Source organism: Sporichthya brevicatena (assembly GCF_039525035.1).
Taxonomy (GTDB): domain Bacteria; phylum Actinomycetota; class Actinomycetes; order Sporichthyales; family Sporichthyaceae; genus Sporichthya; species Sporichthya brevicatena.
In genome coordinates, this window is sequence record NZ_BAAAHE010000007.1 from 85,755 (window position 1) to 98,459 (window position 12,705).

At 70.4% G+C, this 12,705-nt stretch carries 13 protein-coding genes; 10 read left to right on the forward strand and 3 right to left on the reverse strand.

Annotated features, from left to right (window positions below):
- Nucleotides 1–3 precede the first annotated feature (3 nt).
- The gene (locus tag ABD401_RS03515; RefSeq protein WP_344601648.1) at nucleotides 4–831 is read right to left on the reverse strand and encodes an amidohydrolase family protein; all 828 of its coding nucleotides are present in this window, start codon (nucleotides 829–831) and stop codon (nucleotides 4–6) included.
- Between the two features lie 139 nt (nucleotides 832–970).
- On the opposite strand from ABD401_RS03515, the gene ABD401_RS03520 reads away from it, so the two are divergent.
- Both ABD401_RS03520 and ABD401_RS03525 read left to right on the forward strand, forming a co-directional pair.
- Nucleotides 971–2,125, forward strand: coding sequence for an LLM class flavin-dependent oxidoreductase (locus ABD401_RS03520; protein WP_344601650.1), 1,155 nt, complete (start codon nucleotides 971–973; stop codon nucleotides 2,123–2,125).
- A complete protein-coding gene (locus tag ABD401_RS03525) occupies nucleotides 2,109–2,735 on the forward strand; it encodes an enoyl-CoA hydratase/isomerase family protein (protein ID WP_344601652.1) in 627 nt (208 codons plus the stop codon). The genes ABD401_RS03520 and ABD401_RS03525 overlap by 17 nt, the downstream gene beginning before the upstream one ends.
- Before the next feature lie 26 nt (nucleotides 2,736–2,761).
- Here ABD401_RS03525 and ABD401_RS03530 read toward each other — a convergent pair whose 3' ends face one another.
- Nucleotides 2,762–4,144: an MmgE/PrpD family protein gene (locus tag ABD401_RS03530; protein ID WP_344601654.1), complete on the reverse strand. Its 1,383-nt coding sequence runs from the start codon at nucleotides 4,142–4,144 to the stop codon at nucleotides 2,762–2,764.
- A 107-nt stretch (nucleotides 4,145–4,251) separates the two neighbouring features.
- Between ABD401_RS03530 and ABD401_RS03535 the strand changes: the two genes are divergently transcribed.
- The 8 genes from ABD401_RS03535 (at nucleotide 4,252) to ABD401_RS03570 (ending at nucleotide 11,194) form a co-directional block, all read left to right on the forward strand.
- Nucleotides 4,252–5,397 carry a thiolase C-terminal domain-containing protein gene (locus tag ABD401_RS03535; protein ID WP_344601656.1) on the forward strand — a complete coding sequence of 382 codons (1,146 nt, stop codon included), beginning with the start codon at nucleotides 4,252–4,254 and terminating at the stop codon, nucleotides 5,395–5,397.
- Nucleotides 5,394–5,816: a Zn-ribbon domain-containing OB-fold protein gene (locus tag ABD401_RS03540; RefSeq protein WP_344601658.1), complete on the forward strand. Its 423-nt coding sequence runs from the start codon at nucleotides 5,394–5,396 to the stop codon at nucleotides 5,814–5,816. Before ABD401_RS03535 ends, ABD401_RS03540 begins: the two co-directional genes overlap by 4 nt.
- Nucleotides 5,813–6,739: a TIGR03619 family F420-dependent LLM class oxidoreductase gene (locus ABD401_RS03545; RefSeq protein ID WP_344601660.1), complete on the forward strand. Its 927-nt coding sequence runs from the start codon at nucleotides 5,813–5,815 to the stop codon at nucleotides 6,737–6,739. Before ABD401_RS03540 ends, ABD401_RS03545 begins: the two co-directional genes overlap by 4 nt.
- A gap of 82 nt (nucleotides 6,740–6,821) precedes the next feature.
- Entirely contained in the window at nucleotides 6,822–8,288 is a 1,467-nt protein-coding gene (locus ABD401_RS03550) for an aldehyde dehydrogenase family protein (protein ID WP_344601662.1), read from the forward strand.
- Nucleotides 8,288–8,599 (forward strand): non-heme iron oxygenase ferredoxin subunit, encoded by a 312-nt coding sequence (locus tag ABD401_RS03555; protein WP_019873820.1) that lies wholly within the window; start codon nucleotides 8,288–8,290, stop codon nucleotides 8,597–8,599. The genes ABD401_RS03550 and ABD401_RS03555 overlap by 1 nt, the downstream gene beginning before the upstream one ends.
- Before the next feature lies 1 nt (nucleotide 8,600).
- Entirely contained in the window at nucleotides 8,601–9,941 is a 1,341-nt protein-coding gene (locus tag ABD401_RS03560; RefSeq protein WP_344601666.1) for a cytochrome P450, read from the forward strand.
- Entirely contained in the window at nucleotides 9,942–10,262 is a 321-nt protein-coding gene (locus ABD401_RS03565) for a 2Fe-2S iron-sulfur cluster-binding protein (RefSeq protein ID WP_344601668.1), read from the forward strand. It abuts the gene before it with no gap.
- Between the two features lie 11 nt (nucleotides 10,263–10,273).
- On the forward strand, nucleotides 10,274–11,194 hold the full coding sequence (locus tag ABD401_RS03570) for an SDR family NAD(P)-dependent oxidoreductase (RefSeq protein ID WP_344601670.1): 921 nt from the start codon (nucleotides 10,274–10,276) through the stop codon (nucleotides 11,192–11,194).
- On the opposite strand, the gene ABD401_RS03575 is transcribed toward ABD401_RS03570, so the two are convergent.
- Nucleotides 11,178–12,683: a class I adenylate-forming enzyme family protein gene (locus ABD401_RS03575; RefSeq protein ID WP_344601672.1), complete on the reverse strand. Its 1,506-nt coding sequence runs from the start codon at nucleotides 12,681–12,683 to the stop codon at nucleotides 11,178–11,180. The two genes, ABD401_RS03570 and ABD401_RS03575, sit on opposite strands and share 17 nt — an antisense overlap.
- Nucleotides 12,684–12,705 lie beyond the last annotated feature (22 nt).

Below are 12,705 nucleotides of genomic sequence, written 5' to 3' on the forward strand. Positions count from 1 at the left end.
GAATTAGGAGAAGAAGAGGGCCTCGGCGTTCCCGGCGACGTACTTCTGGAGCTTCTCCGCGTCCCGGAACTCCAGATTCACCACTTCCCCCAGGCAACGCTCGTGTGTAAGGAGTGGGTAGTCGCTCGCGAACATGACGCGATCTGCGCCCCGGGTGTTGGCGTACTGCAGGATCGCGGGCGGAATGTGCTTCGGGGCAATGGCCGAGGTCATGTAGGACACGTTGGGCCACTTGACCATCAGCTTCACGCAGACGTCGACCCACGGCTCCCCGCCGTGGGCGAGGACGATCTTCAGGTCGGGGAAGAACGCGCAGACGTCGTCGACCGGCAGCGGGTCCTGGTACTTGCTCGGAACCTGCGGCCCGGGAAAGCCGACGTTGAGGCTGACGGGGATCCCCAACTCCACACATTTGGCGTACACGGGGTAGTACGCGGCCTCGTTGTAGGCCAGTTGCGTCTGCAGTCCCATCATGCGGATCAGGCGGTAATTGTCCTGTGCCACAAGGTCTTCGACGAGGCGGACCGCGGCCATGCCGTCCCGTGGATCGACGACGTGGGAGAGCGCGAACCGGTCCGGATGGGTGTCGCGGGCCTTCACGCACCACTCCCGGTCGTCACCGAAGAACCCGGAGCAGAGCACGCCCTTCGCGACGCCGGCGGCGTCCATCTCGTCGATCAGCTGCTCGAGCGTGGTGCCGCGTTCGAGGCGCTCGGCGAGGTCGGGGAACAGGTACGAGACGTCGCCGGCGGTGGCACCGAGATTGGGGTTGATCCAGGCGTCCACGACACCGGTCGGCGGGGGGAAGTGGGGAGCGCGCGTCGCTGTCATCGCCTCTCAGCCTAGCCCCGCGGCTCGCCGCGATCAACGCCGACGTAGGCATTTTCAACACGTGAGTTGACAGGGAATTGCTTTCGAGGCAATCTCTGGGAAGACAACTCATCTCGATCGTGCTCCCACGGAGGGCCGCATGAAGTTCCACCTGATCCAGCCGGGCATGATCGGGCGTCAGCACGAGATCAAGCAGGGCATGGCGGGCCAGAACAAGGAGCTCTACCAGCGTTATCTGGAGGAGATCCGCGGCTACATCCGGCTCGCGGACGAGCTCGGGTACGCCTCCTACGGGCACAACGAGCACCACCTGCAGATCGAGGGCTTCGAGATCACGAACCACCCGGGCATGTTCAGCCTGTTCGTGGGTCTGCACTCGAAGCGGATGCGCGTCTCGACCCTCGGTTACGTGCTCACCACGCACAACCCGGTCCGCGCCGCCGAGGAGATCGCGACGCTCGACCACATGCTGCAGGGCCGCCTCAACGTCGGGTTCACCCGCGGCTACCAGTCGCGCTGGGTCGGCTCGTACGCCGCCGTGCCGGGTGCGAACGCGACGACGCCGCAGGACGCCAAGGCGCGCGGCGAGGTCGACACGATGAACCGCGAGATCTTCGAAGAGTGCGTCGGCATCGTGAAGAAGGCCTGGCTGAACTCGACCTTCTCGCACAAGGGCAAGTACTGGCAGTTCCCGCCGGAGACCGGCCTGACCGGCCACCCCGCGTACGAGAAGTACGGCGCGGGCATGGGCCCGGACGGGATGGTCCAGGAGATCGGCATCGCGCCGCGTTGCTACCAGGACCCGCACCCGCCGCTGTACGGCGCGTTCGCGCACTCGATGCGCACGATCGACATGTGGGCCCGCGAGGGCGGCAAGCCGATCGTCATGGCGAACCAGATGGACTTCTGCGAGAAGCTCTGGGACCGCTACATCGCCACCGCGGCCGAGGCCGGCCGTGAGGTCAAGCGCGAGGACGCGGCGGCGTGGGGCGGTGTCCTGATGCTGGGCAACAACCCCGACCGGCTGCAGGAGATCAAGGCCGAGCACGACTGGTACTGGAACGAGTTCTTCCTCCCCTTCGGCCAGGGCTACGCCAACTGCCTGATCGGCAACGCCGACCAGATCTCCTACGCGATCGAGGACGCCCACAAGCGCCTGGGCTTCAACGAGATGTGGCTCCAGTTCGGCCAGGGTCACCTCGACCCCGAGGAGAACGAGGAAGAGCTGCAGATGTTCATCGACAAGGTTGCGCCGCGGTTCTCGACCAAGGACGCGGATGGGACTTGGGTCTGATCAGGACGCCCGTGGCGTCCTGACCCTCACCTTCGACGATCCCCGCACGCGCAACGCGCTGAGCCTGGACGTCCTGAGCAATCTCCTCGACCGGCTGTACCTGGTCGGGCGGGACTGCCGGGTCGTCGTGCTCACCGGAGCCGGCACGACGTTCAGCTCCGGCGCGGATCGCGGCGAGGTCGCCGACCCCGCCAACGTCGAGCGGGCGGGCAAGCTGGTCCTCGACCTGCTTGCCCGCCTCGACTCGCTCGAGGTCCCGGTCGTCGCCCGCGTCAACGGCGCGGCGTTCGGCGCCGGTCTCGCCCTCGTGGCGGCCGCGGACATCGCGGTCGCCGTCGACGGTGCCCGCTTCGGCTTCCCCGAGGTCCGGTTCGGCATGGTCGCCGAGCCCGCGATCGCAGCGTGCCGGCGGCGGGTGTCCGAGGGTGCGCTGCTGGACCTGTTCCTCACGGGCCGTCAGTTCGACGCGTCCGAGGCGGCGGAACTCGGGCTCGTCGCCCACACCGCGGCGCCCGAGCTGCTCGACGGGGCGGTGGAGTCGGTGGTCGCGGACCTCCTGCTCGGCGACCGGGCCGCGATTGCCGCGAGCCGGCGGCTGATCCGGGCCTGACGCTCCGGGCCCTCCGGACCCGGTCCTCAGCGGGTGGCGAGCAGCGGCTCGGTCAGCGGCCGCAGGTCGGGCTGCTTCTCCAGCGTCGTGACACGGGTGAGGAAGTCCTCGACCCCGTCCGCGTCGAGGCGGCCGTCGGCGAGATGGCCGGCGACGCAACCGCGGAACTTGGTGACCAGCTCGTCGGTCGACATCGGGTCGGCGAGGCTCCCGCGCAGCGTCAGCTGCTCGCGGTCGAGCGTGCGCCCGTCGCGCAGGCGCACGGAGACGCGGGCGCCGTGCTGCGGCAGGTTCGTCACCGCGTGGACGCGGATGCGGTCGCGGTGCGCGGTCAGCCGCTCGAGTGCGGCGTCGGTGAAGGTGTCGACGGTGACGGCGCGGTCGATCAGGGCGGCGGCCACGTTGTACGCGAGGCAGAACTTGCCCTCCAGGGGCGAACGCGGCCAGTCGTAGACCAACACCTCGGAGAGGTTGCGGGCCTCGATCTCGACGTCGACCGAGTCGACGTCAGCCGGATCCACGCCTTCGTCGGCGAGCAGGCCGAGCAGTGCGCCGATCGCGTGGTGGTTCGCGCCGCAGCAGGGGTAGGCCTTGAAGACCAGGCCCTCCTCGACGGCGAAGCCGTCGCCGAGGTCGGTGACGATCCGGCTCAGGTCGCCCTCGCCGCGGCAGAGCACGTCGTGCCAGCCGAAGCGCTGCTCCAGGATCTCGGTGCTCGCGGTGAATCCGGACGCGGCGAGCAGTGCCGACTCGACCGCGGTCCGGTTGGCGACACCGGCGTGCAGCGGCTTGGTCATCGTGCCGAAATTGGCGCGCAGGCCACCGGCCTGGGAGGCCGCGATGCCCACCGCGGAGGCGATGCTGTGCGCATTCAGGCCGAGCAGACGGCCGCACGCGGCAGCGCCGCCGAGGGCCGCGTACACGCCGGGTTTGTGGTAGCCGGCGGCGTACGGGCCGAGGCGGGTGTCGGGGTACATCGACGTCAGGCGCGAGGCCAGTTCGTACCCGAGGACGAGCGCGTCGAGGAAGGTGCTGCCGTCCGCGCCGACGTGCTCGGCGAGCGCGAGCACCCCCGGCAGGATCGCGACGCTGACGTGCCCGACGCCGATCCCGATGTCGTCGAAGTCGAGAGCGTGCCCGGCGGTCCCGTTCGCCAGGCCGGCGAGGGCGGGGGAGACGCGTCCGCGGCCCGCCCCGATCAGGGCCGCGGCACCGGCCGCGCCGGAGGCGACGGCGTAGTCGGCGGCCAGGCGGCCCGCGGTCTCGTCGGCACCGGCGACGACGCAGCCGGTCAGGTCGAGCACGGCGTGCTTGAGGACGTCCACCGCGCGTGCGGAGGCCACGCCCGCGGGGGCGCCGGCGACGAACTCGGCCAGGATGCGGGTCGCGCCGTCGGCGTTATCGGTCACCTCGGAAGCGTACGGCGGAATTCGGAAGCTGGTCAACACGAGAGTTGACTGGCGCCCCGATCGCATTTAGCCTCGAAAGGTCCGTCGGGTCGTGAAGGAGCGTCAGCATGCCGCGTCGGCTCGGTGGCCAGGTCGCCATCGTCGGCCTGGGGCACACGCTCCAGGGTGAGCTTCCCGGCCGGTCGGTCTCGTCGATCGCCGTCGAGGCCGCGGCGGCCGCGCTCGCCGACGCCGGGATCGACCGCAAGGACCTCGACGGCCTCATCGCGTGCAAGTCCGTCCAGGGCGGCGGCGGTGACGTGGCGACGGGCAAGTTGCTGGGCGTCAACCTCCCGTACGTCCAGACCCTCGACTACGGGACCTGCAACTTCTCCCTGCATCTCGCGGTGATGGCGATCCTGTCGGGGATGGCCGAGACCGTCCTGCTCACCTACGGCGCGAACGCCCGGAGCGGGAAGTTCGACTTCGGGGCGCCCGTCTACGGTGTCGACATGGCCGAGGCCAACGGCCTCGTGCACATCGCCGGCCGCGCCGGCCTGGCCCTGCAACGGCACAAGGCGATCTACGGCACGACCGACGAGCAGTTCGGCATGCTCGCCGTCGGTCAGCGGCAGTGGGCGCAGCGCAACCCGAACGCCATCTTCCGTACGCCGATGACGATGGACGACTACCTCGCCCAGCCGTACATGGTCGCGCCGCTGCGCCGGGCCGACGTCACGATGATCAGCGACGGCGGCGTCGCCTTCGTCGTCACGACGGCCGAGCGGGCGCGGGACCTGCCGAATCGACCCGTCTACGTCGCCGGCATCGCCGAGCACGCGGGCGTGCGTGGCGAGCACAACCCGGAGAACCTGCTCCGTCCCTGGCTGCGCGACGCGGCCGGGGCCATCTGGGCGAACACCGGGCTCGGGCCCGACGACATCGATGCGCTCTACATCCAGGACCCCACCGCGCTGTGGTCCCTGCAGATGTTGGAGTACTACGGCTTCTGCGGCGTCGGCGAGGGCGGGCCGTTCCTCGCCGAGGGGCACACCCTGCCCGGCGGCCGACTTCCCCTGAACACCCACGGCGGCCAGCTGTCCGAGAGCTACAGCTGGGGTTGGATGCACCTGGTCGAGGCGGTCCGCCAACTGCGCGGACAGGCGGGCGAGCGTCAGCTCGACGATCCGCGCCTGGCCCTCTACTGCTCCAGCCACGGCTTCGTGAAGGCCGCCGCGTCCGTGCTCTCCACCGACCCGGAGGTGGCGGCGTGACGCCGAACTCAGTTGCGACGAACGAAGATCCCCTGACCGCGCCGTTCTGGGCGGCCGCGCGGGACGGTCGTTTGGTGGTCCAGCGGTGCCGCGAGTGCCAGGTGCTGCGGTGGCCGCCGCTCGACGGCTGCCCGGAGTGCCTGCATCCCGAGGCCGAGTGGACCGAGATCCGTCCCCACGGTGAGGTCTGGAGCTTCGTCGTCTACCTGCGGGCGTTCTCGAAGGAGCTCGCCGAGGACGTCCCCTACACGGTCGCGATGGTGAAGCTCGACGACGGCCCGTACATGGTCGGCCGGCTCGAGACGGAGGAGCCTCTCACGGTCGGGGACCGGGTCGAGGCCGCCTTCGTGAACGGCCAGGTCCGGTGGCGCCGTACCTCCTCGGTGCTCTCCGCGGGCGCCCGGGGCGAGTACCAGTGACGGTGCCTCAGTTCGGCGTCAAGCTGCCGGGCCTCGTTCCCGCCTACGCGCCGACCCTGCGCGACGTCCCGGACCTCGTCGTCGAGTTCGAACGGCTCGGCTTCGACGACGTGATGGACGGCGAGCACATCATGTTCGCGCCGGTCATGCACCACCCCGGCGGCTCGGGGAACATGGTCCACGGCCGGGACACGCAGCACTCCGACCGCTGCGACTCGATGCTGATGTTCGCGACCTGCGCGGCGCGCACGACGCGGATCCGGTTCGTCTCCGGCATCCTGCTCGCGGCTGCGCACAACTTTGCGATCCTCGCCCGCCAGGCGGCGACGCTCGACCAGCTCTCGGCCGGCCGCTTCACCCTCGGGGTGGGTGCGGGCTGGTACGCCGACGAGTTCGCGGCGATGGGCATCCCGCCCGCGGAGCGCGGCCGGCGGTTGGAGGAGATCCTCCGCGCATGCCGGGAGCTCTGGTCGCCGGGCCTGTCGCGATTCGAGAGCGAGCACATCTCCTTCTCCGGGGTGATCACCGAGCCGGCGCCGTTCACGCCGGGTGGGCCCCCGGTCTGGTGGGCGGGCGACGCCTCCCACCGGGTGACCGCGCGGCGGGTCGTCACGCTCGGCCACGGCTGGCTCGCGCGCGAGGCCGCGCCCGAGTCCGAGATCGAGGCCTCGGCCGCCGGCATCCGCGCCGCCTGCGAGCAGTACGGCCGCGACCCGGCGACCGTCGGCATGCGGGTGTCGCTGACCGCCACCGAGGACTGGAACAAGGCGCAGAGCTTCGACGAACTCGTCGAAGCCTCCGTGGCTCGCGTCCGGCGGCTCGTCCCGCTCGGAATCACCAATTTCAATGTTCCTTTGAATTACTACGGCCTCGATCTGGATCAGCTCGGCCAATTGCTGAAAGCGCTCAGAGAAGCGGCCTGATTCCCCGGCGTGTAGTCAACAGTGGAGTTGACAGCACGGGTGACGGCTGCCACAGTCGTCCGTACGCGCGTGAGGAGTTTGCATGTTCGTCCGGAGCAACCAGTTTCTCGGGGGCCGGTGGGTACCGGCGGCAGGCGACGGGGTCCTCGACGTCGTGTCGCCCACGACCGAGGAGGTCGTCGGGCGGGTCCCCGTGGCCACCCAGGGTGAGGTCGACGAGGCGGTCGCGGCCGCCCGGGCCGCCTTCGACTCCGGACCCTGGCCGCGCCTGAGCCTCGACGAGCGGGCGCAGGTGCTCCGCAGGTTCGTCGAGTGTCTGGACGCGAAGCGCGCCCGCGCGATCGACCTGCAGATCCTGGAGATGGGCGCGACCCGGACGTTCAACACCGTCACGATGGCGTCGGTCCGGCCCTTCCTGGAGGCCGCGATCGCCGACGCCGGGCGCATCAACGTCCGCGACGTGCGTGACGGCGCGGTCGGCAAGGTCCTTGTCCTGCGCGAGCCCGTCGGCGTCACCGCTGCGGTCACCCCGTGGAACGCCCCGGTGATGGTCGTCCTGTCGAAGGTGCTCCCCTCGCTGCTCATGGGCTGCCCGATCGTCGTCAAGCCGGCGCCCGAGTCGCCGCTCTCCTGCTACGTCCTCGCCGAGGCGGCCATCGAGGCCGGCCTTCCGCCGGGCGTCCTCAGCATCGTCAACGGCGGGGTCGAGGTGGGCGCCTACCTCGTCGGCCACCCGGACGTCGACCTCGTCACCTTCACCGGCAGCGTCGGCGGTGGCAAGGCGATCGCCGAGACCTGCGCGCGGCTGCTCCGGCCGGTCACCCTCGAGCTCGGTGGCAAGTCCGCGGCGCTCGTCGCCGAGGGCGTCGACATGCGCCCGTACCTGCAGTCGCTCGTCGACTCCTCGCTGCGCAACAGCGGGCAGATGTGCATCTCCACCAACCGGGTGCTGGTCCACACCTCGCAGCGGGACGAACTCGTCGCGCAGCTGATCGAGTACGTCTCGACGCTCAAGGTCGGGCACCCCGACGACGCCGACACCTACTTCGGCCCGCTGTGCTCGCAGCGGCAGCGCGACATCGTCGAGAGCTTCATCTCGGCAGGCGTCGAGGACGGGGCGAAGCTCGTCCACGGCGGTGGCCGGCCGGAGGGCCTCGACCGCGGTTGGTTCGTCGAGCCGACGATCTTCGTCGACGTACGCAACGACATGCGCATCGCGCAGGAGGAGATCTTCGGGCCGGTCCTGTCCGTCATCTCCTACACGGACGACGACGAGGCGATCGCGATCGCCAACGACAGCCGCTTCGGTCTCGGCGGCACGGTCTTCGCCCCGACCACCGAGCACGCCATCGCACTCGCGAGCCGGATCGTCACCGGCACCTGCGCCGTCAACGGCGGCCCGCCCTCCGGTGGCGGGGGCCCCTTCGGTGGCCGCAAGGAGTCGGGCCTCGGGCGTGAGCGCAGCGTCGAGGGCCTGGAGTTCTTCCTCGCCACCAAGTCGGTCGCGCTGCCGGCCGGCTACGAGCCGACCGAGGCGGTGAGCGCCTGATGCGGTGCCGCGTCGCCAGCCTCGGTGAGCTCGAGCCCGGATCGCTCCGCCGGGTCGAACCGGAGGGCACGGCCATCTGTCTCGTGCGCCTGAACGACGGTGGCGTGTTCGCCATCGGCGACGAGTGCAGCCACGAGGACATCGAACTCTCCGACGGCGACCTCGACGGTGACGAGGTGATGTGCCCCGCCCACGGCTCGTGCTTCGACGTCCGCACTGGCAAGCCCAGCGGTCTTCCCGCCACAGCCCCCGTCCCGACCTACCCCGTGCACATCGACGGGGACGAGGTCTTCGTCGAGATCGGTGACTGAGATGACTGAGACAGCGTCAGAGACCCGACCCGCCGCTCCGGTCGAGCACGAGTTGATCGACGGGGCCGGCGGCTCCTGTGGGTGCCCGTTCGCCACCGTCAACCAGCTGCCCGACGTCTCGAAGCTGATGCGGACCAAGGGCGCGGTCGCGCACAAGCCCGAGTTGTTCGCCGGTGTGAAGGCGGACCCGGTCAACGGCGAGATCAACGTCCGGGAGTTCCTCGGCGCCTCGTTCATGTTCAACGAGGGCGACTCGCACCGCAGCCGGCGCAAGCTGCTCAACCCGCTCGTCCGGGTGGACGCTCTGTCGGGCATCCGGGAGGAGATCATCCTTCCCGAGGCCGACCGGCTGCTGGAGGAGCGGCGCCGCACGGCCGACGCCGACGGGCTCGTCCGCATGGACCTCGTCGACTTCCTCGAGCGGGTCTTCCTCCACTTCACCGCACGTCTGATCGGCCTGACGGACATGGAGCGCAACGAGCGGATCGAGCTCATGCGCAGCTTCGCCGGGCCGATCGCCGCGGGCATGAGCTCGGCGTACCTTGCGGACCGGACGGCCGTGAACAAGATGGCGCTGGAGGCCAAGAGCCGCTACGCCGCCGAGTTCGTCCACCCGTCGCTGGAGTGGCACCGCGAACAGCGCAAGCGCATCGACGCGGGCGAGATCTCCGAGGACGACATCCCGAACAGCCTGCTGAAGATGGTCGCGGCCGGGCTGCACCCCGACTGGGAGAAGGACGAGGACGTCGTCGTCGAGTCCGGCCTGCTCTTCGCCGCGTCGGTCGGCACCAGCACGCAGTCGATCGTGCACACCCTCGACCTGCTGCAGGGCTGGTTCGCCGAGCACCCCGAGGACCTCGCGGACGCCACCGACTCCACGTTCCTGCTCAACGCGCTGTGCGAGGTCATCCGCATGCGCGCGCCGTTCTCGCCCTACACGACGCGGCTCGCGCTGACCGACAACGAACTGTCCGACGGCACGAAGATCCACGCCGGCCAGGAGCTCCACATCGAGTGGGTGCGGGCCAACCGCGACACCGAGGTGTTCGGTGAGGACGCGAACCGCTTCAACCCGCGGCGTCCGGAGCCGAAGAACGGCGTCAACCGCTACGGCCTCGGCTTCGGCATGGGCACGCACCAGTGCTACGGCCTGCGTGTCGTCGTCGGCAACGACGGCAAGGGCGGCGCGCACGTCGAACTGCTGCGCAAGCTGATGGCCGCCGGTATCCGACCCGACCCGGAGAACCCGCCGACGTCGTTGAAGAAGGACATGAACAAGTTCTCCGTCGAGGACATCCCGCGGTACACGGCGTACCCCGTCCTGCTGACCCCCGAGGCCTGAATGCCCAAGCTCACCGTTCAGCGCCCGAGCGGCGTCGAGGAGGTTCTCGACGTCCCCGCGGGGGACTCGGTCATGGAGGCGGCCACCGCGGCCGGGGTCTCCGAGATCGAGGCGATCTGCGGCGGCGACATGATCTGCTCCACCTGTCACGTCTACGTCGTCGACGGTCCGGTGGACGCGCTCCCGCCGGTCAGCGACGAGGAGGACGAGGCCCTCGGCTTCGTCAAGGCCCCCCGGGAGCCCGGGAGCCGGCTGTCCTGCCAGTTGCCGATGTCCGACGCCGTCGACGGTCTCGTGGTGCGGGTGGCCCCGACGCAGTAGCGTCCGTGTTCGTGGGAACGAACAGGTGGTCCGAGGCCGACGTGCCGGACCAGACCGGACGGGTCGCAGTCGTCACCGGCGCCAACACGGGCCTGGGCTTCGAGACCGCGCGGGTGCTCGCGCAGCGGGGTGCGAGCGTCGTGCTCGCGGTCCGCAGTCTCGACAAGGGGAAGCAGGCGGCGGACCGGATAGCCGCGGCGGTGCCCGGCGCCGACGTGACGGTGCAGGAACTGGACCTCGCGTCGCTCGCGTCGGTCCGTGCGGCGGCGGCGGAGCTCGCCGCCGCGTACCCGCGGATCGACCTGCTGATCAACAACGCCGGCGTCATGTACACGCCGTACGCCAGGACCGCCGACGGCTTCGAGATGCAGTTCGGCACCAACCACCTGGGGCACTTCGCGTTGACCGGCCTGCTGCTGCCGCCGCTGACCGCGACGCCGGGCTCGCGCGTGGTGACGGTCAGCAGCATCGGGCACCGGCTCCGGGCGAAGATCAACTTCGACGACCTGCAGTGGGAGCGCAAGTACCACAAGGTCGGCGCCTACGGGCAGTCGAAGCTCGCCAACCTGATGTTCACCTTCGCACTCGACCGGCGGCTGGTCGCGGCCGGCGTCCCCACCCGCGCCCTGGCCTCCCACCCCGGCGGCGCGCAGACCGACCTCGCCCGCCACATGCCGAAGCCTGCCCAGTTCTTGGTGAAGGCCCTCGGCCCCGTCGCGGCGCAGTCCGCCCTGCGCGGCGCTCTTCCGTCGCTGCGGGCCGCCACCGACCCGGCCGCCCAGGGCGGGGAGTACTACGGCCCCGGCGGCTTCGGCGAGATGCGCGGTCTCCCCAAGGTCGTCGGATCGAGCGCGCAGTCGAAGGACGAGACTCTTCAGGAGCGACTCTGGACCGTCTCCGAGGAACTGACGGGCGTCACGTACCCGCTGTGAGCACCTGGTCCCGCAGGAGGCGCTTGGACACCTTGCCGGTCGGGGTCAGCGGGAGCTGATCCGCCGTCAGGACCCAGGTGCGGCGGGGGACCTTGTAGGTGGAGATCCGCTCGCGGGCCCAGTCGACGACCTCCTTGGCGAGGCGGTCGTGCTCGTCGGTGGTGCTGACGAGAACGGCGCCGACGTCCTGGTCGCCCGTCTCGGTCTCGACGCCGAAGACGAAGGCCTGGTCGACCTCGGCGTGCTGGACCAGCAATGCCTCGACCTCGGCCGGGGAGATGTTGATGCCCTTGGACTTGATCATCTCGTAGCTGCGGCCGACGTAGTGCAGTCGGCCCGCGTCGTCGAACCAGCCGAGGTCGCCGGTGCGGAACCAGCCGTCCGGGCCGAAGGCGGCCGTGTTCTGCTCGGGGGCGTCGAGGTACCCGGGAGTGATCGTGCCGCGGATCTGGATGTGCCCAGTCGTCCCGGCCGGCGCGGGCGTGCCGTCGTCGCCGACGATCCGCACCTCCTGCGTCGGCAGCGGCGTCCCCTGCGTGGTCATCCGGATCTCGGGCGGGTCGGAGTACGACGTGATCGTCGAGTGACCGTGACCCTCCGTCAGGCCGTACGCGTTACAGACGTCGGTGACGCCCAGCTTTTCGATCGCGATACGCAGGTCCTCGGGGGTCGCGTTGGCCGTGCCGGTGCGCAGCGTCGAGACGTCCCGGTGCGCGAGGTCGGGGTGGGCCGCCAGGGCACGGGTCACCGGGGCGACGCCGTAGTAGACCGTGCACCGCTCGCGCTCGATGAACTCCAGCGCCGCGGCCGGTTCGAACCGCTCCTGCACGCACAGCGTCGCGCCGTGGACCAGCGCGTTGGGCAGGGCGTTCGAGCAGCCGAAGACGAAGAACAGCGGAAGGGCGAACCAGAACCGGTCGCCGTCGCGGACGCCCTGGCGCTCCCCGACGGCCCGGGCGGTGCGGACCATGCCACCCTGCGTGAGCGGCACGGCCTTCGGCTCGGCCGACGATCCGCTGGTGAACAGCAGCAGGGCGAGGTCGGTCTCGCCGGCCGGCGCCGACCGCAACGTCTCGCATGCACTGGAGATGTCATCTCCAGTGCATGCGGTGGAGATGACATCTCCATCGGGGCCGCCGAAGGAGTCGTAGTTCTCCGGGGTCAGAACCACGCGCGGCGTCGCGCGCGCCAGCACCGCGTCGAGCTCGGCGGGCTTGTACCAGGTGTTCAGGGGCAGGGCGCAGGCTCCGGCGGCGTGCGCGCCCAGCAGGCCGACGACCCAGCGCAGGCCGTTCGGCAGGCAGAGGCCGACCCGATCGCTCGGTTGCACGCCGGCGGCACGAAGCCGGGCGGCCAACGCCGCGGCGCGGACCGCGACCTCGCCGTAGGTCGCCCGGCCGTCCTCGGCCACGACGAACTCGCGGTCGGGGTGCGCCGCGGCGACGGCGGCCAGCACCTCCGGAGTCGTGACGCCGGGGACGGGGAACACTGCCCCAGGGTAGCCGAATCAG

Bases quoted from the DNA above. Each gene is read 5' to 3' on its own strand.
- ABD401_RS03515 (WP_344601648.1), bottom strand. From the start codon at position 831: ATGACAGCGACGCGCGCTCCCCACTTCCCCCCGCCGACCGGTGTCGTG.
- ABD401_RS03520 (WP_344601650.1), top strand. From the start codon at position 971: ATGAAGTTCCACCTGATCCAGCCGGGCATGATCGGGCGTCAGCACGAG.
- ABD401_RS03525 (WP_344601652.1), top strand. From the start codon at position 2,109: ATGGGACTTGGGTCTGATCAGGACGCCCGTGGCGTCCTGACCCTCACC.
- ABD401_RS03535 (WP_344601656.1), top strand. From the start codon at position 4,252: ATGCCGCGTCGGCTCGGTGGCCAGGTCGCCATCGTCGGCCTGGGGCAC.
- ABD401_RS03550 (WP_344601662.1), top strand. From the start codon at position 6,822: ATGTTCGTCCGGAGCAACCAGTTTCTCGGGGGCCGGTGGGTACCGGCG.
- ABD401_RS03555 (WP_019873820.1), top strand. From the start codon at position 8,288: ATGCGGTGCCGCGTCGCCAGCCTCGGTGAGCTCGAGCCCGGATCGCTC.
- ABD401_RS03560 (WP_344601666.1), top strand. From the start codon at position 8,601: ATGACTGAGACAGCGTCAGAGACCCGACCCGCCGCTCCGGTCGAGCAC.
- ABD401_RS03565 (WP_344601668.1), top strand. From the start codon at position 9,942: ATGCCCAAGCTCACCGTTCAGCGCCCGAGCGGCGTCGAGGAGGTTCTC.